General features: G+C 33.8%; 23 protein-coding genes and 1 tRNA gene. 12 read left to right on the top strand and 12 right to left on the bottom strand.

Annotated features, from left to right (window positions below; all coding sequences use genetic code 11):
• Nucleotides 1–89 precede the first annotated feature (89 nt).
• Entirely contained in the window at nucleotides 90–746 is a 657-nt protein-coding gene (locus J3495_RS03955; RefSeq protein WP_210665274.1) for a hypothetical protein, read from the top strand.
• Entirely contained in the window at nucleotides 718–1,368 is a 651-nt protein-coding gene (locus J3495_RS03950; protein ID WP_210665273.1) for a hypothetical protein, read from the top strand. The genes J3495_RS03955 and J3495_RS03950 overlap by 29 nt, the downstream gene beginning before the upstream one ends.
• Nucleotides 1,369–1,611: 243 nt before the next feature.
• Here the strand turns inward: J3495_RS03950 and J3495_RS03945 are convergent, their stop codons facing one another.
• Entirely contained in the window at nucleotides 1,612–3,018 is a 1,407-nt protein-coding gene (locus J3495_RS03945) for a cyclodeaminase/cyclohydrolase family protein (protein ID WP_210665272.1), read from the bottom strand.
• Between the two features lie 359 nt (nucleotides 3,019–3,377).
• On the opposite strand from J3495_RS03945, the gene J3495_RS03940 reads away from it, so the two are divergent.
• Nucleotides 3,378–3,548: a hypothetical protein gene (locus J3495_RS03940; protein WP_210665271.1), complete on the top strand. Its 171-nt coding sequence runs from the start codon at nucleotides 3,378–3,380 to the stop codon at nucleotides 3,546–3,548.
• Nucleotides 3,545–5,095: a recombinase family protein gene (locus J3495_RS03935; protein WP_210665270.1), complete on the top strand. Its 1,551-nt coding sequence runs from the start codon at nucleotides 3,545–3,547 to the stop codon at nucleotides 5,093–5,095. Before J3495_RS03940 ends, J3495_RS03935 begins: the two co-directional genes overlap by 4 nt.
• Here J3495_RS03935 and J3495_RS03930 read toward each other — a convergent pair.
• A tRNA-Arg gene (locus tag J3495_RS03930) sits at nucleotides 5,061–5,134 on the bottom strand. The two genes, J3495_RS03935 and J3495_RS03930, sit on opposite strands and share 35 nt — an antisense overlap.
• Nucleotides 5,135–5,246: 112 nt before the next feature.
• Here J3495_RS03930 and J3495_RS03925 point away from each other — a divergent pair.
• Nucleotides 5,247–5,759 (top strand): adenine phosphoribosyltransferase, encoded by a 513-nt coding sequence (locus J3495_RS03925; RefSeq protein ID WP_210665269.1) that lies wholly within the window; start codon nucleotides 5,247–5,249, stop codon nucleotides 5,757–5,759.
• Nucleotides 5,760–5,848: 89 nt separating this feature from the next.
• On the opposite strand, the gene pheT is transcribed toward J3495_RS03925, so the two are convergent.
• The 6 genes from pheT to recG form a co-directional block, all read right to left on the bottom strand.
• The gene (gene pheT, locus J3495_RS03920; protein WP_210665268.1) at nucleotides 5,849–8,269 is read right to left on the bottom strand and encodes a phenylalanine--tRNA ligase subunit beta; all 2,421 of its coding nucleotides are present in this window, start codon (nucleotides 8,267–8,269) and stop codon (nucleotides 5,849–5,851) included.
• Between the two features lie 187 nt (nucleotides 8,270–8,456).
• Nucleotides 8,457–9,320 carry a bestrophin family protein gene (locus J3495_RS03915; protein WP_210665267.1) on the bottom strand — a complete coding sequence of 288 codons (864 nt, stop codon included), beginning with the start codon at nucleotides 9,318–9,320 and terminating at the stop codon, nucleotides 8,457–8,459.
• A gap of 27 nt (nucleotides 9,321–9,347) precedes the next feature.
• Nucleotides 9,348–10,658 (bottom strand): TolC family protein, encoded by a 1,311-nt coding sequence (locus J3495_RS03910; protein ID WP_210665266.1) that lies wholly within the window; start codon nucleotides 10,656–10,658, stop codon nucleotides 9,348–9,350.
• 83 nt (nucleotides 10,659–10,741) lie between these two features.
• On the bottom strand, nucleotides 10,742–13,840 hold the full coding sequence (locus J3495_RS03905; protein ID WP_210665265.1) for an efflux RND transporter permease subunit: 3,099 nt from the start codon (nucleotides 13,838–13,840) through the stop codon (nucleotides 10,742–10,744).
• Between the two features lie 84 nt (nucleotides 13,841–13,924).
• Entirely contained in the window at nucleotides 13,925–14,983 is a 1,059-nt protein-coding gene (locus J3495_RS03900; protein ID WP_210665264.1) for an efflux RND transporter periplasmic adaptor subunit, read from the bottom strand.
• Between the two features lie 285 nt (nucleotides 14,984–15,268).
• Nucleotides 15,269–17,377 (bottom strand): ATP-dependent DNA helicase RecG, encoded by a 2,109-nt coding sequence (recG, locus tag J3495_RS03895; RefSeq protein WP_210665263.1) that lies wholly within the window; start codon nucleotides 17,375–17,377, stop codon nucleotides 15,269–15,271.
• 332 nt (nucleotides 17,378–17,709) lie between these two features.
• Here recG and J3495_RS03890 point away from each other — a divergent pair, with 332 nt between their 5' ends.
• The 5 genes from J3495_RS03890 (at nucleotide 17,710) to J3495_RS03870 (ending at nucleotide 20,740) form a co-directional block, all read left to right on the top strand.
• Entirely contained in the window at nucleotides 17,710–18,147 is a 438-nt protein-coding gene (locus J3495_RS03890; protein WP_210665262.1) for a hypothetical protein, read from the top strand.
• A 257-nt stretch (nucleotides 18,148–18,404) separates the two neighbouring features.
• The gene (locus J3495_RS03885) at nucleotides 18,405–19,004 is read left to right on the top strand and encodes a hypothetical protein (RefSeq protein WP_210665261.1); all 600 of its coding nucleotides are present in this window, start codon (nucleotides 18,405–18,407) and stop codon (nucleotides 19,002–19,004) included.
• Between the two features lie 19 nt (nucleotides 19,005–19,023).
• A complete protein-coding gene (locus J3495_RS03880) occupies nucleotides 19,024–19,656 on the top strand; it encodes a hypothetical protein (protein WP_210665260.1) in 633 nt (210 codons plus the stop codon).
• 140 nt (nucleotides 19,657–19,796) lie between these two features.
• Nucleotides 19,797–20,339 (top strand): DUF1697 domain-containing protein, encoded by a 543-nt coding sequence (locus tag J3495_RS03875; RefSeq protein ID WP_210665259.1) that lies wholly within the window; start codon nucleotides 19,797–19,799, stop codon nucleotides 20,337–20,339.
• On the top strand, nucleotides 20,339–20,740 hold the full coding sequence (locus J3495_RS03870) for a DUF4348 domain-containing protein (protein WP_210665258.1): 402 nt from the start codon (nucleotides 20,339–20,341) through the stop codon (nucleotides 20,738–20,740). Before J3495_RS03875 ends, J3495_RS03870 begins: the two co-directional genes overlap by 1 nt.
• Before the next feature lie 8 nt (nucleotides 20,741–20,748).
• Here the strand turns inward: J3495_RS03870 and J3495_RS03865 are convergent, their stop codons facing one another.
• Genes J3495_RS03865 through J3495_RS03855 form a run of 3 tightly spaced genes read right to left on the bottom strand, consistent with a single transcriptional unit; the run spans nucleotide 20,749 to nucleotide 22,469 of the window.
• Nucleotides 20,749–21,255 carry a hypothetical protein gene (locus tag J3495_RS03865; protein ID WP_210665257.1) on the bottom strand — a complete coding sequence of 169 codons (507 nt, stop codon included), beginning with the start codon at nucleotides 21,253–21,255 and terminating at the stop codon, nucleotides 20,749–20,751.
• A gap of 42 nt (nucleotides 21,256–21,297) precedes the next feature.
• Nucleotides 21,298–21,699 (bottom strand): hypothetical protein, encoded by a 402-nt coding sequence (locus J3495_RS03860; protein ID WP_236025389.1) that lies wholly within the window; start codon nucleotides 21,697–21,699, stop codon nucleotides 21,298–21,300.
• Nucleotides 21,696–22,469 carry a Dph6-related ATP pyrophosphatase gene (locus J3495_RS03855; RefSeq protein ID WP_210665256.1) on the bottom strand — a complete coding sequence of 258 codons (774 nt, stop codon included), beginning with the start codon at nucleotides 22,467–22,469 and terminating at the stop codon, nucleotides 21,696–21,698. The genes J3495_RS03860 and J3495_RS03855 overlap by 4 nt, the downstream gene beginning before the upstream one ends.
• A gap of 67 nt (nucleotides 22,470–22,536) precedes the next feature.
• Here J3495_RS03855 and J3495_RS03850 point away from each other — a divergent pair, with 67 nt between their 5' ends.
• Together J3495_RS03850 and J3495_RS03845 are read left to right on the top strand one after the other, a co-directional pair.
• The gene (locus tag J3495_RS03850) at nucleotides 22,537–24,597 is read left to right on the top strand and encodes a M1 family aminopeptidase (protein WP_210665255.1); all 2,061 of its coding nucleotides are present in this window, start codon (nucleotides 22,537–22,539) and stop codon (nucleotides 24,595–24,597) included.
• 53 nt (nucleotides 24,598–24,650) lie between these two features.
• Complete coding sequence (locus J3495_RS03845) at nucleotides 24,651–25,553, top strand: patatin-like phospholipase family protein (RefSeq protein ID WP_210665254.1); 903 nt, start codon at nucleotides 24,651–24,653, stop codon at nucleotides 25,551–25,553.
• Nucleotides 25,554–25,627: 74 nt separating this feature from the next.
• Here J3495_RS03845 and J3495_RS03840 read toward each other — a convergent pair whose 3' ends face one another.
• Nucleotides 25,628–26,149 carry a DUF7935 family protein gene (locus J3495_RS03840; RefSeq protein ID WP_210665253.1) on the bottom strand — a complete coding sequence of 174 codons (522 nt, stop codon included), beginning with the start codon at nucleotides 26,147–26,149 and terminating at the stop codon, nucleotides 25,628–25,630.
• Nucleotides 26,150–26,169: the final 20 nt, after the last annotated feature.

Genomic DNA, 26,169 nt, shown 5'->3' with positions numbered 1-26,169 from the left:
AGAGTATGCATGAAAACTAGAGTTGAAAATTATATTTATCAAGCTTATAAGTCAGATATGGATAAAAAAATGATCCATTTTACTAAAGTATGGAAGTAAATTTAGAAACAGTCCAAGCTTTAATCGATTATTTATTATTACGCAATAAGGACAAATTACTTCTTGGCTTTTATGGAGATTCTCATCAAAAAATTTATGATATTGGAATTGGAAGTCTACAAGATTATGTAAAAGAAGAAAAAAATGTGCTAACATTAATCAAAAAAGAAGAAAATTATAGATCATCAAAAGCTATTGTTAATCTACTAAATAACTTTAGAACAAATATTCAACAGGAGCCAAAAAAAGATATTCTTGGATCTACAAGATTTATTTACTGGGCAAATCACCCAAATATAGCTCCAAAGCAAAAAGTTAGAGATTTTGAAGATTCATTAAAAGCAAATAAAAATGAATTTTACAATCAGCTTCTTGAAAAACTAGTTAAATCTGATTGGAATTTTACGAGTGATAGTGAAGATAAAATTCTAGTTTTAGCAAATAGTAGAATAGCCGAAAGGGCTGGGTTTCTAAATTTATATAAAATCTATTCTCAAAGATATGGACAATCAACCAAAGAAAGACTTTTAGATAGAAATCATTTTCTTATAAAGATTTTTAGCGGATATATTGATAAAAAAAAACACTCAAGAAAGAGCAATTGGTTTAGAACATCTTATGGCATACTGGTCAGAAAACAATCATAATAAAACAATTAGATTCTTAAGGAAAAACGGAAATATTATACATGAGTTCAAGCATTCAAAGAAAAAAGAAGTATCTGACATATTGGATGATTTATATAAAACCAGAAGTAAACGAACAGTAAAGGAAGTATTGGAAATTATTCTGCAAAAAGAAATTATTGTTTCTAAAAATCTGGAAGATTTTATTATTAGAATTAATCAAGATCCAACAGAACTAGATCCAGAAGTCCAAGAAAGAATTGTAAAAGATAAATCTTTTTACGAATCATTCATAAGTCTTTCATATAATGAAATTCTAAATTTTTGGAAACATATTCAAAATGAAACTGTTTTTTCTACTAAACATGGAACAAAGGGGGATGAATACAGGAATGTTTTGACTGTAATTGATGATACTGAGTGGAAGCAGGAGTATAATTTTAATAATTTTTTTAGTAATTCCGATGAAAAACCTGAAAGAGCACTAAGAACTCGTAATCTTTTTTATGTTGAATGTTCAAGAGCGAAAGAAAATTTAGTAGTTTTTATGTTATCAAAAATTGATGATAAAGCTTTGGTCAATATTAAGAAATGGTTTGGAGAGGATCATGTTATTGATATTGAAAGTTTTTTACTTATTTAAACAATATTTTTGCACGAAAAATTAATTACATCTAATCAAATATTTAAATTTTTAATTGACATTTTTATTTTAATAAATGTGACAAATTAATTTTTAAGAAAAATTGGATGATAGATAATGGTTTTACAAAAGAGAATTGACTAAAGTAAAAAGTGAATTCACTTCAGGGTAGTGAAAAAGCAATAATATGTGTTTTAAGTCCCTATGTGGCAAATCCGAATAATGAGCTTAATTTTATATTTATTAGTAGTCCACTAATCCTAATTCTTCTATTCGAATTGCCATTGCGGTTGCCGATACACCGAAAGTTTTGGATAGTGAAATAAAAAACTTCCCATTGTATAGTTCTAAAGCGGCCAGTTTTTTAGCCAGCTCCCTTTTATTTCTGCATTCGTCGTATAAATTTCGGGCTGTTTTACCTCCAAATTTAAAAGCAGTATTGTCATCTATCTTGAAAGATAAAGTGTCAAATATTCTAAAAAAAGCTTCTTCCACTATTTTTTTTGGCATCAGAAAATAAGCTGCAAATTTGTCTGCTTCGTATTCCGTTGGATCCCCATCTGCTTTTTGTCTTGGACGGTCAAAGGGGTTGTCCCTGTGTAATATAGGATGCTGGTGAAGTATCGCATGAGCGAGTTCGTGCGCCGCAGTAAAATTCTGGACTTCTTTCGGGTAAACAGTCGAAATTGCTACAAGTTTGTTGGGCTGATCAATTACCCCCGCCACTTCAATTATACCGTCGTCCCCTGTAGGGACACCGTATTGTTCTGAAAAGAAGCAGTCATAACCCAGGACCTGCTTTAAGATTGCTTCAGGTTTTAAAATTTCCAGTGCATTCTGCGGAGTATTTTTCTTCCAGATTAAACTACGGTTGTTCCAGATTAAATTCTGCAGATCACGTGTGCATTGTTCTATATTACAGTTTTTAATTCCTCTGTATTTAGCAAGAAGCACCGTGACTCCTTCGAATAATGGTATTTTAGCCTGGAATTCATCGTGTAGAATTTTTATTTTTAAATCTGCAACGGTACTTAATTCCTGATATAGTTTTTCGACGTTATTAACCTCGTCCACGACGGCTTTTGTGTAATTATACTCGTCGCTATTAAAGGATAGTACATTTAACCTTATTATTGAAATACAACCTGCCAAGGCGGATAATGCACCGCTTAAAGCAACTTGTGAGTCGCCGCGGGCTTTTTTAACGCAGTTATCAAATACAAAACATGCGATTTCCGCTAGCTCTGCAGATAATTCTGCAATATCAAAAGGAATAATTATACAGACTTTCAGCTCTTCTAAAGCCCTTCTTCTAAGATAATTGACATCTGCGTCTTCAGTCGCCTCATCTCGTTCTTTTCTGGTAGCTATTGTGATTTCGAACTGATCTGAATCCTTTTGGAATAATTCAGCCAGAGCCGGATAAATCTTATTTTCTATATGTTCCTGATAATCCAGAATTTCTTTAATGCAGTGTGCGTAAAGATGAGGACTTTTTGAGTTGGCAGTTAAGCTAAGCACAGTAGAGATCATTTTTGCAGATACCATTCCTTGAAATGCTGCGGCACTTCCAGAACCAGGATGTGCATTTCCTGCGCCAAGCCTATTCATTAAATCATTAACTGATCTTTCTAAAAAATCAATTTCCATAATTACTTTTTTTTGTAAATATAATAAATTAACAAATAAATTATGTAATTGAGGTTATATTGTTAAATATTAATGAGTTTGTTATAATTTGTCGTTGGTTAGAAGTATAGCTACGAAAATCCACTTGAGTTGTTCGAGATTTTAAACGAGACAAATTTGAAGGTTAAAAACTAGCCGGATTTTCGATATCTTCTAGAAGAATATTAGTGTACAATATTAAAAAGTCTTGAGTTCTTCTAAATGATTTAAAATATCAAGCCGGAAAAAGGCTTCCTTGTAAGGACAAGTAATGTTGAAAAATAAATTTGAAGCATTTTTACATTTAAATTACAGTTTTATGAATTTTAAAAAGTGTGATTATGGAAAAAGATATTGACTACAGTAATTCAAAATTGACCATGGAAAAAGCTTTACAAATGCTTAGGTCTGAGGGATTAGATGTTACCATCGAACAAGCAGAGGAAATCTTGTATTTCTTAAGAATAATTGCTAATATCGCTGTGTTGAAACATATAAATAAAACAAAATGAGCAAGATAGCAGATTTGTATATTCGAGTAAGTACTGACGAGCAGGCAGAGAAAGGGTTCTCCCAGCGTAATCAGGAAGAAATGCTTAGGAAATATTGCAGCATAAACCAAATACAGATACGTAACGTAATCTATGAAGATCATTCAGCAAAGACTTTCAACAGGCCTCAATGGAAAAAATTCCTAGCTGATGTGAAGAAATATAAAAATAAAATTAATCTGGTACTTTTTATGAAGTGGGACAGGTTCAGCCGGAATGCGGGTGATGCTTACCAAATGATCAATGTTTTAAGAAAACTGGGTGTAGAGCCGCAGGCTATAGAACAGCCGCTTGATTTGAGTGTTCCTGAAAACAAGATGATGCTCGCATTTTATCTTGCGGCACCTGAAGTTGAGAATGATCGCAGAGCGCTAAATACATTTCAAGGACTTAGACGTGGCAAAAAAGAGGGGAGGCATATGGGTATGGCTCCTTATGGATACGCCAATAAAATAACTGAGGATGGGAAGAAGTATATTGCTATTGTACCGGATAAAGCTGTAAAGGTTATTTGGATCTTTGAACAGATTGCTAAAAATATTTTCAGTACTGAATCTATTTATCAAATGGCAAAAGAGAAAGGCTTTGCTATCTCTAAGAATAACTTATGGCTTATCATAAGAAATCCTCTTTATTGCGGAAAGATAGTTGTTCCTAAGTATAGAGATGAAGAGGAGAGATGGGTCAATGGACAGCATGAGCCAATTATAAGTGAGGGATTATTTTATCGGGTTCAAGACGTTCTTGATAGTAAGGCAAGAACCTACCGGCCAAAAATTAAAACTATTGAGAATTTTCCTTTGCGAGGTTTTTTTCTCTGCCCCAAGTGCGGTCAGAAATTAACAGGAAGTAAATGTAAAGGAAGGAATAAATATTACTACTATTATCACTGTGATAAAGTATGTAAATGGAGAGTGAATTCTGAAATAGCTAACAAGATTTTTAAAGAACATTTAAATAAATTTAAACCTTTGGAGGAAGTTAAAAAGCTATATACCGCGGTTCTGCTTGAAGGTTATAGAGAGCATACTGGAGTAATAGCCGGTGAAAAAAAGAAATCTCTTGAGCAGATTGCAGTTTATGAAAAGAAATTATCTGTGGCCAGAAATTTATTAGTTACCGAGAAAATCGATGCTGAAGATTACAATCTTATGAAAATGGAGTACAATGCAATTATCAGTAAGTTGGAAAAAGGCATTGGAAGTGTAGAGGACGACAAGGCCAGTATAGAGCATTTAACGACGACTGGATTGGAAAACCTTTTAAAGCTAGGTGAAGCCTTTGATGGCGGGACTTTAGCTGATTCAAGAGAATTAATTGGTTTAATTTTTCCCGAAAATTTCACATTTCAAGAACAGAAAATCCGCACCGCCCGAGTCAATGAAATGGTTAATTGTATCTATCTGGTAAACAATAGATTACGGGCAAAAAAAAACGGAACAAAAGATGATATTTTTCTTTTGTCCCGAGTAGTGACCTCGACTGGATTCAAACCAGTAACCTTCTGAGCCGTAATCAGATGCGCTATTCAGTTGCGCCACGAGGCCTATTTTTTTACTAAACTAATTTTTTGTAGTTTTGGTAAAAGCTGTTAGCGGGTGCAAAGATAGGCATAAAAGTGACATATACAAGCGAAAATTTACATAAAAATAAAAAAAAATGCAGTTAGAAAATTATATACGTGATATTCAGGGTTTTCCTAAAGAAGGAATTTTGTTCAAAGATATAACACCTTTGCTTATTGACCCACTTGCCAGAAAAAAATGCCTCAATATTTTATTAGATTCATTAAAAGGACAACAAATTGATAAAGTAGTAGGAGCGGAGAGCAGAGGTTTTTTCTTCGGAATACTTTTGGCTCAAGAGCTCGATGCAGGGTTTATTCCGGTTCGTAAGCCTAAAAAACTACCTTTTAAGACGTTATCTGCTTCCTATGACCTTGAATATGGTTCTGCCAGTCTTGAAATACATACTGATGCCATTCAAAGAGGAGATCGAATTTTAATTCACGATGATGTTTTGGCAACTGGCGGGACCGCGAAAGCAGTTTGCGATTTGGTCGAGAAACTTGGGGGAGAGATTGTACAATGCAACTTTTTGATGGAACTGACTTTCTTAAATGGAAGAGAAAAAATAAAAAACAATCCCATTTTTGCAGCTCTTACGTATTAATTTAAAAAAATGAATAGCATCTAACCAAAAAATAGAACCCGACAAAATTTAAAAAAATTGTCGGGTTTACTTTTGCTATAAGAACTGTTCTATCTTAAACTAGCTCCAAGTTCTGTCTCAAACGTTTGTTGTAATTTCGACATGATTTTATCAATCTGAACATCGGTTAACGTCTTTGTATTGTCTTGAATAGTAAAACTTAATGCGTAAGATTTCTTTCCTTCCGGCAAGTTATTCCCTTCGTAAACGTCAAATAAATTAACGTCTTTTAAAAGTCCTTTTTCGGTTTGTTTTGCTAGGTTATAAATACTTTCATAAGTCGTCTTCTGGTCTATCAACAAAGCTAAATCTCTTCGAACTTCCGGATATTTTGGAATCTCACTGTATTTAATTTTTCCTGTGATGATTTTTAGAATTAAATCCCAATTAAAATCAGCAAAATAGACTTCTTGTTTGATTCCGAAATGTTTTAAAATGGATTTTTTTACCACACCCATTTCCACTAATGTATCATTGTTGTAGCAAATCGAAGTTCCTTCAGAAAAAACATCAGATGCAACAGGAGCATTTGTGATCTTTTCTATCCCTAAACGCGTTAAAATGGCCGTTACATAACCTTTCAATAAAAAGAAATCGGTAGATTTTTGAACTGCAATCCAACTTTCTTTGTTTCTGTTTCCAGAGATTGACAAGGTAAGGTGTTTGTGCTCCTCGTATCCGTTGAGATATTTATGATATGTTTTTCCAAATTCAAATAATTTCAAATCAGAATTTCTTCTATTGATGTTATAAGAAATGGCTTCTAAAGCCGAAAATAACAGCGATTGACGCATAGTAGCCAAATCATTACTCAAAGGATTCAGCATTGTTACGTTATGTTCTTCTTTTAAAGTTGTTGATAATTTAGTGTAAGCAGCTGTTGTCAAAGAGTTGGCCATCATCTCGTGAAAACCTTGCGAGTTTAGCTGAGAAGCTATTACATTTTGAACTTTATAATCTTCTGTTCTTGGCGAATTTGAAACGGTCGCATTGAATTTTTTCGAAAAATCGATATTATTATACCCGTAAACTCTTAAAATTTCTTCAATAACATCGATCTCACGTTGCACATCTACGCGGTATGCAGGAATCGTCAGGCCTAAACCAGAATCAGAAACACTATTTACTTTGATGTCCAGCGAAACCAATATTTTTTTTATAGTGTCTTTTGGAATCTCCTGACCAATAATTTTATAAACATTGTTAAAATTTAGTAAAACCGAAAAATCTTCAATTTTTTTAGGATATACTTCTACCACATCACATGTAATTTTTCCTCCCGCAACCTCCTGAATCAAAAGTGCTGCACGTTTTAGGGCATATTCTGTAATAGTGGGATCAATACCTCTCTCGAATCTAAAAGAAGCATCTGTGTTTAACTGATGTCTTTTGGCAGTTTTACGAATACTAACAGGATCAAAATAAGCGCTTTCTAAGAAAATAGCTGTAGTTCCTTCTGTAACACCCGATTTTTTTCCGCCAAAAATACCTGCGATACAAAGAGGGCCTTTTTCGTCGCAAATCATCAAATCTTCTTTATGTAATGTTCTTTCAACATCATCCAAAGTGACAAATTTTGTACCTTCCGGAAGTGTTTTTACAATAACTTTTCCGTTTATTTTACTGGCATCAAAAGCGTGTAAAGGCTGTCCCAGTTCGTGTAAAACATAATTGGTGACATCGACAATGTTATTTTTCGGAGTTAATCCGATAGCTTTTAATCGGTCTTGTAACCAGGCTGGAGACGGCTCAACAGAAATCCCGGAAATGGTTAAGCCACAGTATCTAGGGGCTAGAAGAGGTTCTTCTACGCTTACATCAATTTTTAAAGTACGCATTTCTACTCTAAAATTACTCACAGAAGGGGTGATCAATTCTACGTTTACGCCTCTTTGCAACATTCCAGCTCTCAGGTCACGTGCTGTACCGTAATGACTCATGGCATCGGCACGATTTGGCGTTAAGCCAATTTCAAAAACTTCATCGTCTGCAAGTTTAAAAACACTCGCAGCAGGAGTACCAGGCTCTAATGTTTCATCCAAAATCATGATACCATCATGACTTGTACCAAGACCTAATTCGTCTTCTGCACAAATCATTCCGTGACTTTCCTGTCCTCGAATTTTTCCTTTCTTTATAGTAAAAGCAGCTCCTTCTTTATCATACAAAACTGTACCCACAGTTGCTACAGGTACTTTTTGCCCTGCTGCAACATTTGTCGCGCCACAAACTACTTGTATAGGTGCTTCAAGACCAATGTTTACGGTAGTTATTTTTAGTCGATCTGCATCAGGATGTTTCTCGCAAGTTAATACATGTCCTACAACCACTCCTGCTAAACCACCTTTTATCGATTCGTATTTTTCGACAACTTCTACTTCCAGGCCTAAATCGGTTAGTAATTCTGAAGTTTGCTCAGATGTCCAATCTGTTTTAATGAATTGTTTTAACCAGTTGTAAGATATTTTCATGATAATTTTTTATTCTTAAATAAGAATACAAATATAAGGATTGAGAGTTCTAGAAAGAAAGATTTTATTTGGTTTTTTAGTCCGGTCTTTATTTTATTAAAAAGAAGACGAAACAGACATTTGATAACGTCCTGTGTGCTTTGGTTAAATTTGAATCTAAACACAAAATTTAGATTGTATTTTTTTACTAAATCAACTCTTCAACATGTTTTTTGATGTTTTCGGATATTTTTTGAGTCGGTAAGTCATTAGCATCTGTTCCAAAAGGATCTTCAATTTCTTCGGCAATTAATTCTAAACTTGCCAAAACATAAAAAATAAAAACCACTACCGGAATCACATAATAACCTAACAAGAAAACATAACCAAACGGAAGCGTCAACACAAAAATAAAAATAAATTTTTTGATAAAAGCACTGTAAGAATAGGGTATGGGCGTGTTTTTGATACGTTCGCAGGCACCACAAATATCTGTAAAAGTAATCACTTCGTTATTTAAAATAATCAGTTGATCGCCTGTAATTTTATTGCTTTTGTAAAGATCATGTATTTTTGTAAAAATAATTTTTGCAACCTGATTGGGCCTGTGTTTATGGTGATCTATTACTAAATCTACGTCATCAAAAAGTTGCTTGCCCGTTTCTTCGTCTTTCAGATGTTTGTTTAACAGAGAAGCATAAGCAGGAATTATTTTTCTAAAAAAGGCTCTGTCTTTCTCGTCTGTCAAAATCACCGATAGTTTTAAAGCAAAATTACGGCTGTTATTAACCAGACTTCCCCACATTCTACGGCCTTCCCACCAACGATCATAAGCTGTATTGGTTCTATATGCTAATAATAACGAAATGACAAAACCCAGCATGCTGTGCATGACCGAGATGTTTTTTACATGGCTATCATCGGGTAAATCCCAAAATTCTATTTCGAGATAAGCAATTGTTGCCGAGTAAATTCCGATGAAAATCATTATCGGAAGTAATTTACGAAAGGTATCTGCTTTGCTAAAATGAAAAATAAAACTAAACCAATCTTTTGGGTTATAGGATGTCATTTACCGTTTTTTTGAAGCAAAAATAAATTAAAAATTAATATTTCCCGCTAATTCTTTCAAAGCAATTTCAGATAATTTTGCCTGATATTGTGCGTTGCTGTATCGCACTTTTGCATTTACATAGTTTAACTGAGCTGTTCTGAATTCTATAGTAGTGATTGTTCCAATTTTAAATTTATCCAGAGTAATCGAAAGGTTTTGCTTTGCAATTTCTTCATTATCTTCTTCTAGACCAATTAATTCAAGGTTGGTTAAGTAGGTTTGAAAAGCAGTACTCACTTGGGTATTCAATATATTATTTTGTTGTTCTATTGCAATTTGAGTATTTTCAATATCTAATTTTGCAATTTTTTCGTTACGATGTTGATTGAATCCGTCAAAAATATTCAGAGAAGCATTAAAACCATAATTTAAACCTTTTGAGGAAGCTTCGGTCGTAAATCCTAAACTCGACTGGCTCTCAGAAAAGTTATACCCAGATGTTAGCTGTACAGTAGGGTATCGGTCTGCTTTTACCTGCTTGAGCTGTAATTCGGCAATTCTTTTGTTAATGATTTGAGCTTCCAGTACTGGATTTTGTTTTTGTGCTAAAGCTAATAAATCGGCCAAAATCAATTTTTCATCAACTGTTACAACATCCATTACTTTAAAGTCAACTTTTGAATCACGTGCCAAATACTGATTCAATAAAATTTTGGCATTTGCATAGGCTTCTTTTTGGCGTAAAAGTGCTACCTGATCTGAATTTAAATCGACTTGTGCATTCAAAACCTCTAGTTTTGAGGCTTTTCCGATGCTAAAACGGTTTTTTGCCAAGTCTAATCTTTGCGTAGAGATGACAATGGTCGTATCTAAAGCGGCCAACTGTTGCTGTTGCTGCACCAAATCATAATAAGCAGAATTTACCTGACTAATTTTAGACAAAATAGTTCTTTTAAGTTCGGTGTCGCCTAGTTTTTCTAACTCTTTTAGCTGGTCTAATCGGGCAAACATTTTCATTCCGTCAAAAATAGTCCAACCTAAACTTACACCATACGTCAAGCTATTGTTTTTGGCATTATTTAAAGAAGTAGATGTGCCATCCTGACGGGTCTGCGAGGAATTCTGAATGCTATTATTATCTACAACCGAAGCAGTAGCTGTGGGCAACATGCCTGCATTTCCAAGAGTGACGTTGGTTTCGCTGATTTTAGAAGTATTTTTTGCAATTCTAATTTCAAAATTATTTTCTAAAGCAATTTTTATAGCACTTTCGATAGTAAGTACTTCTTGAGCGTTACTTTTTGCAATACAAAACAAAAACAAAATTAGTGTTTTTAATATATTTTTAGTTTTCATAGGATAAATGTTGTCTACGAATTTATTTTTGAATCCTAACAAATTTTTAAAAACGGTCAGGATTAATTTATGTTAATTTAAATCTACGATTTGCTTTCTTTCTCGTATTCTTCGATATGATCAAATTCAGGATAATGTTTTCTGGCTTTCGACCACATCAAATAAATAGCTGGAATAACAAAAAGGGTTAATGCCAGAGAGAAAATAGTTCCTCCAACGATTACAACTCCCATCCCGATTCTACTCGTAGAGGCCGCTCCAAGCGACATTGCAATAGGTAATGCTCCTAAAGCAATAGCCAAACTGGTCATCAAAATTGGTCGTAAACGTGCCTCTGACGCTTCTAAAATTGCTTCCAGTTTTGGTTTTCCCTGTTCTCGCAACTGATTGGCAAATTCAACAATTAAAATACCATTTTTGGTTACCAAACCAATCAACATTACGGTTCCGATTTGACTAAAGATATTCCAAGTCTGATTGAATAACCAAAGTGAAAATAACGCTCCGGCTACCGCCATTGGTACTGTTAGGATGATAATCAACGGGTCTATAAAACTTTCAAACTGAGCTGCCAAAATCAGGAAGATCAATAAAAGCGCTAATCCAAATGCAAAAGAAGTATTGGAACTACTTTCCACAAAATCACGAGATTCTCCACTTAAATCGGTTGTAAAACTCTCATCCAGCACTTTTGCTTTTATCTGATCCATTGCCTGAATACCATCGCTGATGCTTTTTCCTGGCGCCAAACCAGCAGAAACTGTAGCAGACATGTATCGGTTGTTGTGATACAATTGCGGAGGATTACTTTGCTCTTCTACATTGACCACATTATCCATCTGAATCAATTGCCCTTTATTATTTTTGACAAACATCGACGTTAAATCAAGTGGTTTCGAACGATCTTTTTGATCAAACTGACCAATAACCTGATATTGTTTTCCGTTTCTGATAAAATAACCAAAACGCTGACCACTTAACGAAAGTTGCAAAGTTTGTGCAATATCGATAATCGAGATGCCTAAACTTTCGGCTTTTTCTCGGTCGATACTCACATTAATTTCGGGTTTATTAAATTTCAAATTGACATCCGAAATCGAAAAAACATCACTTTTACCCACCGCATCCATAAAAACAGGTATTTTTTCTCTTAATTTTTCAAAATTAGGAGCCTGAATGATATATTGAATAGGCAAACCTCCACGTCTGTTAACAGCGATGGTTGGTTGCTGAATAACTGATGTTTTAGCATCCGGATATTTTTTTGTCCATTTGGTTAATTTATCCGCAATTTCTTTTTGAGATGCTTTTCTTTCGTCAGATTCTTTTAGTGACAGCCTGATAAAACCAGTATTAGTCGCCGAAGCTCCAAAACCTGGGGCAGTGATCACCAAACTTACTTTTTTCTCAGGAACAGAATCATCAACCAATTTTGAAATTTCCTGCATAAAGCGATCGGTATATTCGTAAGAAGAACCTTCCGGGGTTGTCATACGCATCGTTACCGAGCTACGATCATCGTAGGGTGCAGTTTCTTTTGGAAGTATCGTAAAAAATAAATAAATCAATCCGAAACACGCAATTAGAATAGGAAAGCTAATCCATTTTTTAGTCATGAATTTTTGCAACGATTCGGCGTAACCACTATTTAATCTTTCGAAAAAGGGCTCTGTTTTAATGTAAAATTTAGATTTTTTCTGTTCGCCGCCTTTCATCAAATATGCGTTCAGCATCGGTGTTAGAGTAAGGGACACAAAAGCCGAAATTAAAACGGCGGCACCAATCACAACTCCAAATTCCCGAAAGAGTCGGCCCACAAAACCTTCTAAGAAAATCACGGGCAAAAATACTGCGGCCAATGTTACCGAAATCGAAATTACGGCATAAAATATTTCGTTTGATCCTTTGATAGCAGCCTCGATCGGCGACATTCCTTCTTCTACTTTTTTGAAAATATTCTCGGTTACTACGATTCCGTCATCTACGACCAGTCCCGTAGCGAGTACAATTGCCAATAAAGTCAGTACGTTTATCGAAAAACCAAAAAGCCACATAATAAAAAATGTAGCAATTAACGACACCGGAATATCGATTAAAGGTCTGAAAGCAATTGCCCAGTCTCTAAAAAACAAGTAAATAATGATGATTACCAAAATAATAGAAATCCCTAATGTTTCGGCTACTTCAAGCACTGATTTTTTTACGAAAATAGTATTATCAAGGGCAATATTTAACTTAATATCTTTAGGTAAATCTTTCTTTAAGGCTTCATATTTTTTATAAAATTCTGATGAAATATCAAGATAATTGGCACCGGGCATCGGAACAATTGCCAAACCAATCATAGGAAGACCGGACTGACTCAATTTTGTTTCGATATTTTCCGGACCTAATTCGGCACCACCAACATCGCTAAAACGCACAATTTTATCACCATCTGTACGAATAATGATATTGTTGAATTCTTCTGGTTTGGATAAGTTTCCGATTGTTTTTACAGTAAGTTCGGTATTATTACCCGTAAGTTTTCCAGATGGTAATTCTACGTTTTGAGCATTCAAAGCATCACGAACTTCTGCAACGGTACAACCATAGGCTGCCAGTTTTACAGGATCGATCCACAAACGCATGGCGTAACGTTTTTGTCCCCAAATCTGAACTCCACTCACACCGGGAATGGTCTCTAATCGTTGCGAAATAACATTCTCTGCATAATCACTCAATTCTAATGAACTACGACTATCACTCTGAACCGTCATCGATATAATCGCGTCACTATCGGCATCAGCCTTAGAAACAACTGGCGGAGCATCAATATCCTGCGGTAAGCTTCTAATCGCTTGCGAAACTTTGTCACGCACATCATTTGCAGCTTCTTCTAAGTCTTTATCAAGGTTAAATTCTATCGTAATATTACTGCTTCCCTGATTGCTCGACGACGTTATATTTCTAATTCCGTCAATAGCATTTACAGCTTTCTCAAGAGGTTCTGTAATTTGAGATTCGATAATATCTGCGTTGGCTCCGGTGTAATTGGTTCTAATGGAAACCTGCGCAGGATCAATTGAGGGAAATTCCCGAACGCCCAAAAACGTATAACCAATAAAACCGAATAAAATAATCAGAAGATTCAGTACGATGGTTAAAACAGGTCTTTTTATACTTGTGGTGGATAAACTCATTATAATTTGGGATTTTAGATTTTAGGTATTCAATTTCAGATTTAAATGCTTAAACCTTTCTAATTTAATGCTAAAAAACTATAATTATTTTATTTTTAATTGTATCGGAGAGTCATTTTTTAATGACATTACACCGCTGGTTATCAGTGTATCACCCGCTTTTAGCCCAGAAAGAATCAAAATAGAAGCATCTGTTCTTGTTGTTGCTTCTACCATTATTTCTTTGGCTTTACCCATATTTGATATAAATACTTTTTTACCGTCTTTTACAGGTATTATAGCTTCCGAAGGTACTACGATGGCATCTTTTATGATGTCTAAAGGTAATTTTACATCTGCAAAAGTTCCCGGTAAAAGTTTTCCGTCTGTGTTTTCTGCAATGGCGCGAATTTGTAAGGTACGCGTAGCAACTTCTACTTCTGGTTCAATGGCGTAAATCTTTGCTTTGTATATTTTTGTCGATCCCGAAACCGTAAAGTCGATTACAGAACCAGATCGTACCTGAGTGGCATATTTTTCTGGGATCGAAAAAGTAATTTTCAATTTTCCGGTATTAACCAATTTCGCAACCAATATAGTAGGAGTGATGTAAGTTCCTGGCGAAATAGAACGCAAACCAATTTTTCCCGAAAAAGGAGCTTTTACAGCTGTTTTGGCAATTTGAGCTTTTATCAACTGAGTTTGGGCTTGCGCCGAAGCGTGGTCTGCTCGAGCAACGTCAAATTCTTCTTGGCTGATTGCTTCTTTCTGAAGTAATAATTTTGCTCTTCTTTCATTCTCAGCCGTCAGACCTTCTTTTGTAGAAGCTTGTCTCAATTGCGCTTTCAATTCAATATCATTTACCTTAAAAAGTACCTGACCTTTGTTTACATAAGTGCCTTCAGTAAAATAAATTCCTTCAACAATTCCGGAAACTTCGCTTCTTATCTCAATTTGTTCATTGGCATCAATAGAACCGGATAATGATAAGTTATTATCAAATGTTGCCGTTTTTAGCACAATTCCTGTTACTATTGTTGGAGAATCCTTATCGCCAAATTTTTTAGATTCTTCATTTTTACTTTTGTTTGATAGAACTCGGTAGCCAATAAATCCTACAATTGCGATGATGAGTAAGGCGTAGATTAGGTTTTTTACTTTCATAAAATTGGGTAATGTTTTTTTTCTTTTTTGGTGTTTTTCTAGCAGCGACAAATTTAGTTTTTTGTTACCAAATCAAAAGGTCTTTACTATTATTTAACGTTTGTATGTACAAATATTTTCTTTTTTTGCTCGATGCTAATGTATTTAGACATCGTTTGTGAAGAAAGGTTTAATCGTAATTTGATTTTTTTTATAAAAAAGGGCAAAGTTAAAGCCCTAGAGTGCTTTAAAGGTTTTCAAATTGTAAAGAAATCACCGTAAATTTCGGTATTTTATATTTTAAAACTAAGAAATATAGTTCCAAATACTTTTCTTTTTCGTCAATTCGATAAAAACGGCTTTCAAAACAGCATGTTCAGGCTTTTGAAGTGGTGCATCTTCCTTTAATATTTTCATCGCATAATTTCTGGCAAGTGCCAAAATATCACGATCACGCACAATATCGGCAATTTGAAGGTTTAAAACACCACTTTGTTGTGTTCCCATTAAATCTCCGGGGCCACGCAATTTCAGATCGACTTCGGCAATTTCAAAACCGTCGTTGGTTTGCACCATCGTTTCCATCCTTGTTTTACTATCACTTGATAATTTATGACTGGTCATCAGGATACAATAGCTTTGTTCGGCGCCACGACCTACACGCCCGCGAAGTTGATGGAGTTGCGACAGGCCAAAACGTTCGGCACTTTCGATAATCATAACACTTGCATTGGGTACGTTTACCCCAACCTCAATAACCGTTGTGGCTACCATAATATTGGTTTTTCCCTCAGAAAAACGTTTCATTTCTGCATCTTTATCGGCTGGTTTCATTTTTCCGTGCAAAATCGAAATAGCATATTGCGGTAGCGGAAAGTCACGGGAAATACTTTCGTAACCGTCCATCAGATCTTTAAAATCCATTTTTTCAGACTCTTGAATAAGCGGATAAACAATATAAATTTGTCTTCCGAGGGCAATTTCGTCGCGCAAAAACTTCCATACTTTTAGACGGTTACTGTCGTATCGATGTACCGTTTGAATGGGTTTTCTTCCGGGAGGCAATTCATCGATCACCGAAATATCCAGATCGCCGTACAAACTCATCGCCAAAGTTCGCGGAATAGGAGTGGCGGTCATCACCAAAACGTGAGGCGGAATTTCATTTTTTTTCCACAGTTTAGAACGTTGTTCCACTCCAAAACGATGTTGCTCATCAATTACGGCTAATCCTAGATTGTAAAATTTTACTTTGTCCTCAAGTAAAGCGTGCGTCCCGATCAAGATTTGTAAAGTGCCATTTTCTAATTCTTCGTGGAGAATTTTTCGTGCAGCGGTTTTGGTCGAGCCAGTCAGTATTTTTATGTTGATGTTTAAGGTTGCAGCAAATTCAGATAAGCCAATAAAGTGCTGATTGGCCAGAATTTCGGTGGGAGCCATCAAACAGGCCTGAAATCCATTATCCAGTGCCAAAAGCATACTCATAAAGGCAACAATGGTTTTTCCCGAACCCACATCTCCTTGCAGCAATCGGTTCATTTGAGCATTACTTCCCATGTCTGCACGGATTTCTTTGACCACTCTTTTTTGTGCATTGGTCAACTCAAAAGGCAAGTGATTTTGATAAAATTCATTAAAAAATTCGCCTACTTTCGTAAATGGATGTCCTTTTATTTTATGTTTTCGAATTAAGTTTTTGGTGATTAATTGTAACTGAATAAAGAACAATTCCTCAAATTTTAATCTAAATTGCGCTTTCGCTAAAGCTTCGGTGCTTTTTGGAAAATGAATATTGAATAAAGCTGCTTTTTTCGAAATTAATTTCAGTTCTTCTATTAAATAAGAAGGAAAAGTTTCGGTAAATAAAGCCTGTATTTCAATAAATAATTGTTGCATTAATTTGTTGATCGTCCGATTTGAAATACCTCTGTTGGTCAGGGTTTCTGTCGAAGGATAAACAGGCTGCATCGCAGATCGAAGACTTTTTTCGTGCTCAGTCAGTAACTCAATTTCCGGATGGGCCATACTAAATTGGCTTCCATACAAGGAACATTTTCCAAAAATCACGCAAACTTCGTTAAGTTTAAGACTTTCCCGAATCCATTTATGTCCTTGAAACCAATTGAGGTCTATCTGCCCGGTATCATCCACGAAAGTGGCAACCAAACGCTTTTTGTTCTTAGCAAATTCGACCGTTTTTATATTGATTATTTTTCCGATAATCTGCACTTCAGAACCTGTATTTTGCAGTTCGTTGATCTTGTAATAACGAGTTCTGTCAATGTATCGATTCGGAAAAAAATTGATCAAGTCTCCGTATTTATGAATCCCCAATTCCTTACGAAGCAGCTGGCCACGACTGGGACCAACGCCTTTTAAGTATTCTATTGGAGTCTCCAGGAGATTATTAGACATTACTAATTTTAGAGTTTAGATTATTGATTTTAGATTGTAAAAAGAGCTTGAATCTAGAGGATTGATTTTTGTATTTTTATACGTTTTATTTTCTTTTCTCTTTCAAAAAGCGAAGATAGATTTTAATTAGGAAATTTGAAAGTGTAATCGGATTTCAAAATTAAGCACAAAAAAAGATATCTTTACGTTAGAAAGTAGTTTTTATCTTTAAATTTAAAAAATAACAGCCTGAATTATTACTTAAATTCTTAGGTTATTAAATTGTAAATTGAAAAAATAGTTAGCTAAAATAAGTATCTTGTGAGGGTATAAAATCTTAAAAACCAAAGTAAATGAAAAAAATCGGAATCATTTTTATTCTTGTGTTAAGTCTTTTTTCCTGTTCAAATGAAACGAAAGAAATCAGTGATTCTTTTACATCTGATTTTCATGGCAAATGGACATTAATTAAGATGTCAGGCACTTTTCCAGACTCTGAAACCACCGGAAATCAGATGGAATGGCAGGAGTTTTATATTTTTAAAGCCGATGGAACTTTTGTAAAAACCAGAGTAAGAAATACTACTACGACCACCGAATCGGGTACATTTGAAACCAAAGATATCAATGGCATAACATATTTTGAATTGACTTTTTTAGGCAATAGCACTCTTGCTGGAAATTGTTATGGCAATTCGAAAGAATCACTATTTATAGATGCAGATGGTTTGTTAACAGGTACTTGGAGAACATGTGATGGCCCGGGTTTGGTGTACAAAAAATCGCAATAAAAAGCTGTAACTTTGCAGCGATAAAAGAGTGTTTCATTTTAATTTTTGAAGGGCTCTCTATATTTTATTTTAAATTAAAAAAATGACAACACATTTAGCACTTCTACGAGGTATAATATAAATACACTTTGATTTTAATTCATTGATTTTTAATTATTTATGAATTTGAAAAAAAATAAAAAAATTTAAACTTTAACATTTGTCTTCAACTGCTAAGAAAATTCTTAACTTTAATGCCGATATAAACAATTAATCAAATGGAAGAATACAGTAATGGTTTAATAATTTTTATTAGTGCATTAATACCAACTTTAATAACACTTTGGTTGAATGAGAGGGTTAAAGGTAGTGTGAAAAATTCCTTTGATGAAAAACTTGCTCAATTCCAAATAGAGCTTAATCATTTAAAAACGAAAGAGAATTTCAAGTTTACGAAACTACACGAAAAACGACTTGTAGTTTTGGAAAAGACTTATCATTTCATTTATGAAAGTTTAGAGCTTTTGAAGGATTATGTGCAACCTTTCAAATTTATACCTGAAGGTACAACCTTTGAAGAGGGTGAAAGAATTTTGAGTGATAAATTTACTGATAAACACTTAGAATTTCACAAATATTTTAATTACAATATAATCTATTTTGATGATAGTATTGAAAATCTTTTGAACAGTTATTTTGACCAAATGGCAGAGATTTATATAACATATGATACTGACCAATCTAATTTAATGGAGAATCCACAACCTGAACAAGGTATTAGTTTAAATAGTAAACAGGCACATACACTTATTCACGAAAAACTTAAACCACTTAAGCGACAAATTGAAATTAATTTTCGAAAACTTTTAGGTGAATAACAATTTTAAATTGAGCATTATGAATTATCCAGATTACATTTATCAAATATTGGGATTTGTGGGTTTACCAGCATTATTTACATTGTATTTAACTGAAAGACTTAAAGGCAATATCAAAAGCACATACGACCAGAAACTTGAAGAAGTAAAAAAAGAACATTCAAAAGAATTAGCACAATTTCAATCAGAATTAAATTATTTGAAATCTAAGGAAAACTTCAAGTTTACTAAACTACACGAAAGGAGATTTGAAGGTTTAGCTGAAATTTATAGTTATCTTTCACAACTATTAGAACTTTTGCATTTGTACAGTGTATCCGTAAAGAATCAAGATACCAACAATTCAGATATTGATGAAACTGAAGAAATTGAAAATAATTTTAGATATACGTATTCTGAATCTACAAAATATATATCCCGAAATATGTTATTCTTTGATGATAAAACGGAACAGTTGTTAGTAAATTATATGATACATTGTGGTAATTTTTTTAGTACATATGACCAACTTAAGTATATGCAAAAAAAGAATATCGAAGATAATTTAGGTTTTAAATTTAAATTTGATTCAGAATATCAAAAACTGGAAAAATTAATATTTCCTCTTAAAAAAGAAATTGAAAAAGAGTTTCGTAAATTTTTAGGTGAGTAAAATGTAAATTCTAATTTATTATTTATATTAATATTTATTTTAAAATATTATTTTCTGTTTACGTAATTTTTTCCTTTAAGTGGTTTAGTGCGAATTTAAAGATTAGAAAATAATATCTTTGAAGGATAAAATTTTAAAAAATGACAACACATTTAGCACTTTTACGAGGCATCAACGTTTCGGGACACAATATGATGAAAATGGAGCCTTTGAAAACTATGTTGGAAAGTATTGGTTTTAAAAACGTCAGAACTTATTTGCAATCGGGAAATGTTTTTGTAGATACAGACGAAGAGAGCGCTTCGAAAGTGGCTTTTATGATCAAACAGGAAATTTTTAAGGTTTTTGGTCATGAAGTTCCTACCATTGTGATCACTAAAGAAGATTTGGAATTGTGTTTTAAAAATAATCCATATTTGATGGAAAAAGATGTTGATACCAAAAAACTTTACGTCGCTTTTGTTTCAATTTCTTTGAAAAAAGAAAATATAAACGATCTTAAAATCAGTCAGTTTAAACCTGATGAAGCCAGTATAGACGGCAATCGAATTTTTATAAAATATGCAACCGGAGCAGGGAAAACCAGATTTGACCAAAAATATATTGAGAAAAAACTAAATGTGACAGCAACTATTAGAAACTGGAATACAGTGACTAATTTATTAAATATCTATTCTGAATAATGAAAAATAAACTATTTATCGTAGTACTATTAGTGAGCGTATTTTCTACTACCACTATTCTGGCTCAACAAAATAATAAAGCGGAAGATTTTACTACTTTTTTTGAAAAGTTCAACAAAAATAAGACTTTTCAAATGAGCCGAATCCATTTTCCGTTAACTGTAAAATTAAATAATGATGATTTTGAACTGGTTGATTACGAAATTATAAAGGAAGAATATACTATAATCAACCTCAATAAAAATAAAGAAGAAAGAGATTATAATCAAAAAACAATTTTAAAAAAAGACAAGGTTATTATTCAGCAACGGGGTGTGAATAATGGAATTTTTATAGATTATATATTTGAAAAAAGAAAAGGTTTGTGGTTTTTAAAAACATGGATCGATGAATCTACCTAAAAAAGCGCTTAATCTCTCAACCATTTTTGCATTACAGGAAAAGATTCTTTTTTTTCTTCTAATGCTTTTTCCTCTCCCAACGTTAATCCAATCCATTGAAGGAAAGGCAATCCGATGTAATTTTTACTACTAAAGTTAGAAATAAACCAATCTGATGCATTTTTATAGCCATTAGGATGAAATACAAATTCGAGTGGTAATTTTAGATGATTTGCTGCCGCAAATGACCAGAGAATTGCGCCAATCTCTTCACTCTGTGGAGGCCATTCTTGCGACATTTCGTGAGTACCTGCCAATTTTCTTTCTTCGGAGGTTGCAACGGCCATGTGTCCTGCTTCATGCAAAATATCGCCAGGATACAATAATTTTTCAAAATCGATATAAAGACAATCTGGACCTAAACTAAGTCCCGGTAAAAATGTGTTTTCTAGTTTTTTTTCAATGGTTTGCAGTCCTATTTCATCTAAAAATAATAGTATTTTTTTTATTTCTGGACTTTTCTCTTTTAATGGCATAACACTTTAGTTTTTAGATTTGTATTACTATAAAATATTAAATCACTTAAAATCAGGTATTATTTCTGATTTACTCAAAAAAATAGTATCAGCGTTATGCAAAGCGCCTTTTTTTATCCCACCACCAAAAGGGTTGAATAATTCTATAGCTTTTTTTTGGTAACCTTCTTTATTAACAGGCTCATTTACCATTAATGATGGGGCTTCAAAACCTGCAAATGTAAATTGTGAATATCGCAATTCTTTCAGTTGAAAATAACCGTTCTGGTCCGTTAGACCTTCTCCAACTTTACAATTTTCAATGGGTTTTCGAGTAATAGAATCATAAATGTACCCTACTATTTTAGGCCTTTTACATCTGCTAACCCAACAACTTTGAAAAAGAAATGCAATGCCAATTACTAAAATAAAATTACAAAATGTTTTAAATCTTAATGTCATCATTTTAACTCAATTAAATCGCAATACCAAAATCCAAAATCAAAAGCATCGCTGGCATTTGTATCGCAAGCCGTATTGGACGAGTCTTCGTTTTTCGGTTTTTCATATTTTCGATACACGATTTCTCCAATTTCAAATTTAATGGGTTCTGAAAAAATAGGACCATCAAACGTAAAGGTATGAAATTCGCCGTTTTCGCCGCAAACATCTACATTTTCGGGTAGATCATTAATAAAATCCTGATCAATTATTCTACCCACAAAACTTTTGTCCAGATATCGCTCATTAACACAAACTACAATGGTTTTAAATCCTAACGAAATAAATTCCTGAATCAAATGATTAGTAGGGATCTTCCAAAGAGGAAAAACGCCTTCAAAACCTAATGTGGCTAATTTATCTTCGCGGTATTTGCGCAAATCTTCCAAAAAAATATCTCCAAAAACCGAATGTGTAATTCCTTGTGTCTTCAATTCTGTCAAAGTTTCGGTCATGACATTCTCATAAACTTCCATAGTTGGCATTTCGGGAATTTGCATGATTTTTAGCGGTAAACCGATACTTTTGGCTTGTGCTTTTAATAGTTCAACACGAACGCCGTGCATCGAAATTCGCTGATACTGCTGATTCACACTCGTCAATAAATATTCGATTTTAAAATCTGAATTCTGTAAAATTTTGTACAATGTAAGAGCAGAATCTTTTCCGCTACTCCAGTTAAATAATGCTTTTTTGGGTGTTGACACGCTGATATAATTTTCTATTGTAAACATACAAATTTCATTCGATTTGTTGGTAAAACCTTTGTAACTTTGGAAAATTGGCACTAATTTATTTTCAATGAAATACCTTTTTCTTTTTATTACGAGTTTTGCATTTTCGCAGCAAACCCAATTTGTTGATTTCAAGTCTGTTTCAGGACAACTACAAATAAATCCCAGAGAAAAACAGGTTTCAGGTAGTATAGATTATGAATTTGAAGTGTTAAAAGCCCTTGACACCATCAAAATTGATGCGCAGAATATGGAGTTTACCGATGTTCAGCTGGATCATAAGGATATTCCATTCATCAATACAGGCAAACAATTGCTGCTCGTTTCATCTTTTGATAAAGGTAAAAATCATTTGACTTTTAGCTACAGCGTAAAACCAAAACAGGCTTTGTATTTTGTTACTATAGAAAACGATGATGTTCAGATCTGGACGCAGGGACAAGGCAGGTACACGAGCAATTGGTTTCCTAGTTTTGATGATGTGAAAGAAAAAGTGATTTTTAATTTGAGAATTATTTTCGACAAAAATTATGAGGTTATTTCAAACGGAATTTTAAAAAATAGAGTTGAAAACGGCAATCAAATACAGTGGCAATATGTGATGGAAAATCCGATGAGCTCTTATTTGTTAATGCTTGCGATCGGCAAATTTGATAAAAAAGAGTTCAAATCAAACTCTAAAATTCCTTTAGAATATTATTTAGAAAATAAAGATACAACTCGTTTTGAATCAACTTATCGGTATTCAAAACGTATTTTTGATTTCCTCGAAAAAGAAATAGGGGTTAAATATCCGTGGCAAATTAACAGACAAATTCCGGTTCGGGATTTTTTGTATGCGGGAATGGAAAATACGACAACTACACTTTTCGCAACCCGATATGTAGTAGATTCGATAGGTTTTGCAGATCGAAACTACACCAATGTTGATGCTCATGAATTGGCGCATCACTGGTTTGGCGATTTGATAACAGCCGAAAGCAGTACGCATCATTGGCTTCAGGAAGGTTTTGCAACCTATTTTGCTTTGCTTGCCGAACGTGATATTTATGGCGATGATTATTTTTATTCGAAATTATATGAAACGGCACAGCAGTTAAAATTTGCTTCGCGTACCGATACTGTTCCCGTTTTGAATGCAAAGGCAAGTTCGCTTACATTTTATGAAAAAGGCGCCTGGACTTTATTTGTCTTACACGAATCTATTGGTGACAAGGCTTTTAAAAAAGCAATAAAAAGTTACTTAAAAAAATACGCTTATCAAACGGTAAATACTTCTAATTTTTTTGATGAAATAAAAAAAGTCTCTGATTTTGATGTCGATAAATTTCAAAAAACATGGCTCGAATCTACCGTTTTTGATACTGCGACAGCCAACGCTTTGCTAAGCAAAAACAAATCGATTCAGGTACGCCTTGAAGTCGATAAATTAAAGAAAACTCCTCTGAATGAGAAGCAAGATTTTTTTATAAAAACTTTAAAATCGGCTGTTTATCAGTCAGTAAAAGAAGCTATTGTCGATCAATTAGAGAGCGAGAAATATGACGCAAAAAAATCATTGTTACAACTGGCTTTGCAGACTAATAATATTCAAATTCGTCAAACTGTTGCCGCAACATTAACAAAAATTCCGGAAGATTTTAGAGCCGAATACGAAACCTTGCTTGAGGATAAATCCTATCAAACGCAAGAAGTTGCTTTGTACTGGCTATGGAAAAACTTCCCGAATCATCAAAAAGAATATTTGGATAAATCTCAAAACTGGATTGGTTTTAATGATTACAATCTGAGAACTTTATGGCTTTCTCTGGCATTATCAACGTCCAATTATTCTGAAAATCCAAAATCATTGGCAGATGAACTGATTGGGTTTTCATCGACAAAGTATGAGGCCACTACACGACAAAATGCTCTTGAAAAATTAATTGCTTTTAAAATAATAAACGATCAGGTTTTATCAAATTTAGTGAGTGCCACCACGCATCACATGTGGCAATTTTCTAAATTTGGCCGAGATACTATTCGCCTTTTATTGAAAAATTCAGATAATCGTGTTTCATTTGAAAGAATTTTGACTAATTTGAACCCCGATGAACAATTTCAGCTGAATCGTTTATTGAAAGAGTAAAAAATTAATAAAAAATCTATCTCTAATTTTCTATAAAAACCTACTATACATTTATGAGAGCATTGGTTATTTCTGGTGGTGGCAGCAAAGGTGCGTTCGCAGGTGGTGTTGCACAATATTTGATTGAAGAAAAAAAACACGAATACGACTTATTTTTGGGAACCTCTACAGGAAGTTTACTTATTCCGCATTTGGCGCTTGGCCAGATTACCAAAATCCATTGGGTGTACACCAATGTCAGCATGAGTAAAATCTTTAATATCTGCCCGTTTGTAGTCAAAAACAAAGACGGAGTTGATATTGTAACGATCAATCACTTTAACGTTTTACGACAATTTTTTAAGGGAAAACGAACTTTTGGAGAAAGCAAAGGATTACGAAATTACATAAAAGACAATTTTTCTTTATCTGATTTTAATAAGCTAAAAAAAACAAACAAAGATGTCGTAATTACGGTCACGAATTTTACCAAAAACGAATCAGAATACAAATCCATAAAAGATTGTACATACGAAGAATTTTGCGAATGGTCCTGGATCTCCAGCAATTATGTTCCCTTTATGAGTTTGGTAACCAAAGACAACTTCGAATACGGAGATGGAGGATTTTCTAGTTTGGTACCTATTCGAGAAGCAATCAATCGCGGAGCCACTGAAATAGACGTAATTATCTTAGAAACAGAGGTCAATATGGACAAAACAGTTATTGGTAGAAACCCGTTTTCTCTCATGATTGATTTATTTCGAATTGCCCTAGATCAGGTCGAAAAACACGACATTGCTATAGGAAAACTTATAGCAAACAACAAAAATGTAAAATTAAATTTATATTACACACCTACAAAACTAACCAATAATGCATTAATTTTTAACAAAGAAGTAATGAAAAAATGGTGGGATCAAGGGTATGAATATGCTCAGAATAAATCTGAAATCATGAGTGATAATAAAGTTTAATTTTAGATTTTAGAGTAAATTGATACGTAGTTTTTAAATCTAAAATCGACATTCTAAAATTTATATAGTCACGGCTACCATAAATCAGAAACCTCATTCTTAATATACGCCAGAGCCGCATTGCTTGGTGATTGTTTTTCTAATAAATCATTCAAAATCACTTCGCGTAGTTTGTCTGCGCTGTCAACTCGATCACTCATAGCAGCTTTGCGGATGATCTGTATTGTCGAATTTTTAGCAGTTGTAATGATCGTCCAGCATTCATCAGACATATAGATTTGCTGTGTCAGATTGTGTTCAAATTCTTGTTCTATTTGGTCAATTACAAAGTTTTCGTAATCGTGTTTTTCAGTAGAAATTGGCGTGATTCTAATCAATAATTTAGTTAGGTTGATACGCTCAAGATACAGTGTCATGCGCTCGTAGGCCTGCAAACGTATGGGTAATGATTCTGAATGCGATTGCTTGTTTAAAAGAAACGCACGTTTTTTATCGTTGTTTTTAATGTGTAATTCAAAAAAACTATACGCTACAAATCCGGTGACGATGGCGGGTAAAGTGTAGCTGGCCAATTCTATAATTCTTGTAAAATCCATTTTCTAAATATTTTCAACAA

The sequence above is a fragment of the Flavobacterium geliluteum genome (genome assembly GCF_017948595.1).
Classification (GTDB): domain Bacteria; phylum Bacteroidota; class Bacteroidia; order Flavobacteriales; family Flavobacteriaceae; genus Flavobacterium; species Flavobacterium flavipigmentatum.
The sequence above is the reverse complement of the archived record's forward strand: the minus strand, read 5'-3'. Positions and strand labels throughout refer to the sequence as shown.

What these genes read in the sequence shown, in the direction of transcription:
- J3495_RS03905 (WP_210665265.1), bottom strand. Translation starts at nt 13,840, where the DNA reads ATGAGTTTATCCACCACAAGTATAAAAAGACCTGTTTTAACCATCGTA.
- J3495_RS03870 (WP_210665258.1), top strand. Translation starts at nt 20,339, where the DNA reads ATGAAAAATAAACTATTTATCGTAGTACTATTAGTGAGCGTATTTTCT.
- J3495_RS03880 (WP_210665260.1), top strand. Translation starts at nt 19,024, where the DNA reads ATGAATTATCCAGATTACATTTATCAAATATTGGGATTTGTGGGTTTA.
- J3495_RS03865 (WP_210665257.1), bottom strand. Translation starts at nt 21,255, where the DNA reads ATGCCATTAAAAGAGAAAAGTCCAGAAATAAAAAAAATACTATTATTT.
- J3495_RS03855 (WP_210665256.1), bottom strand. Translation starts at nt 22,469, where the DNA reads ATGTTTACAATAGAAAATTATATCAGCGTGTCAACACCCAAAAAAGCA.
- pheT (WP_210665268.1), bottom strand. Translation starts at nt 8,269, where the DNA reads ATGAAAATATCTTACAACTGGTTAAAACAATTCATTAAAACAGATTGG.
- J3495_RS03955 (WP_210665274.1), top strand. Translation starts at nt 90, where the DNA reads ATGGAAGTAAATTTAGAAACAGTCCAAGCTTTAATCGATTATTTATTA.
- J3495_RS03950 (WP_210665273.1), top strand. Translation starts at nt 718, where the DNA reads ATGGCATACTGGTCAGAAAACAATCATAATAAAACAATTAGATTCTTA.
- J3495_RS03935 (WP_210665270.1), top strand. Translation starts at nt 3,545, where the DNA reads ATGAGCAAGATAGCAGATTTGTATATTCGAGTAAGTACTGACGAGCAG.
- J3495_RS03890 (WP_210665262.1), top strand. Translation starts at nt 17,710, where the DNA reads ATGAAAAAAATCGGAATCATTTTTATTCTTGTGTTAAGTCTTTTTTCC.
- J3495_RS03925 (WP_210665269.1), top strand. Translation starts at nt 5,247, where the DNA reads ATGCAGTTAGAAAATTATATACGTGATATTCAGGGTTTTCCTAAAGAA.
- J3495_RS03900 (WP_210665264.1), bottom strand. Translation starts at nt 14,983, where the DNA reads ATGAAAGTAAAAAACCTAATCTACGCCTTACTCATCATCGCAATTGTA.
- J3495_RS03940 (WP_210665271.1), top strand. Translation starts at nt 3,378, where the DNA reads ATGGAAAAAGATATTGACTACAGTAATTCAAAATTGACCATGGAAAAA.
- J3495_RS03860 (WP_236025389.1), bottom strand. Translation starts at nt 21,699, where the DNA reads ATGATGACATTAAGATTTAAAACATTTTGTAATTTTATTTTAGTAATT.
- J3495_RS03850 (WP_210665255.1), top strand. Translation starts at nt 22,537, where the DNA reads ATGAAATACCTTTTTCTTTTTATTACGAGTTTTGCATTTTCGCAGCAA.
- J3495_RS03885 (WP_210665261.1), top strand. Translation starts at nt 18,405, where the DNA reads ATGGAAGAATACAGTAATGGTTTAATAATTTTTATTAGTGCATTAATA.
- J3495_RS03845 (WP_210665254.1), top strand. Translation starts at nt 24,651, where the DNA reads ATGAGAGCATTGGTTATTTCTGGTGGTGGCAGCAAAGGTGCGTTCGCA.
- J3495_RS03915 (WP_210665267.1), bottom strand. Translation starts at nt 9,320, where the DNA reads ATGACATCCTATAACCCAAAAGATTGGTTTAGTTTTATTTTTCATTTT.
- J3495_RS03945 (WP_210665272.1), bottom strand. Translation starts at nt 3,018, where the DNA reads ATGGAAATTGATTTTTTAGAAAGATCAGTTAATGATTTAATGAATAGG.
- J3495_RS03875 (WP_210665259.1), top strand. Translation starts at nt 19,797, where the DNA reads ATGACAACACATTTAGCACTTTTACGAGGCATCAACGTTTCGGGACAC.
- J3495_RS03910 (WP_210665266.1), bottom strand. Translation starts at nt 10,658, where the DNA reads ATGAAAACTAAAAATATATTAAAAACACTAATTTTGTTTTTGTTTTGT.
- J3495_RS03840 (WP_210665253.1), bottom strand. Translation starts at nt 26,149, where the DNA reads ATGGATTTTACAAGAATTATAGAATTGGCCAGCTACACTTTACCCGCC.
- recG (WP_210665263.1), bottom strand. Translation starts at nt 17,377, where the DNA reads ATGTCTAATAATCTCCTGGAGACTCCAATAGAATACTTAAAAGGCGTT.